The sequence below is a fragment of the Blautia sp. DFI.6.71 genome, assembly GCF_020593585.1.
GTDB lineage: Bacteria > Bacillota > Clostridia > Lachnospirales > Lachnospiraceae > Blautia_A > Blautia_A wexlerae.
Genome location: NZ_JAJDMJ010000188.1, coordinates 1 through 287, shown reverse-complemented (window position 1 = coordinate 287; position 287 = coordinate 1). Strand labels below are relative to the sequence as shown.

Here is a 287-nt window from a genome sequence, read left to right as displayed (position 1 = left end):
CCCGTCAAGAGTAGACGCAAATGATGAGTGTTTCCTTTCTCCTGACAATATGACAGAGGAAGTTAAGGATTACTGCCGCAGAACAGGACAGAAGGTTCCGGAAACTCTGGGAGAGATTGCAACAGTTATCTACACAAGTCTTGCGGAATGCTATGCAAAGACAGCAAAAGAGCTGGAAGAGATGACAGGCAGGACTTACAGCCGTATTCATATCGTGGGCGGCGGTTCCAACGCAGGATATCTCAATGAGCTGACTGCAAAGGCAACAAAGAAAGAAATCCATGCAG

At 47.0% G+C, this 287-nt stretch carries 1 protein-coding gene; it reads left to right on the top strand.

Features of this window, described 5'->3' with window-relative positions; translation table 11 throughout:
* A partial coding sequence (locus LJE12_RS19835) for an FGGY-family carbohydrate kinase (protein ID WP_255610928.1) occupies positions 1–287 on the top strand: 287 nt, incomplete at both ends.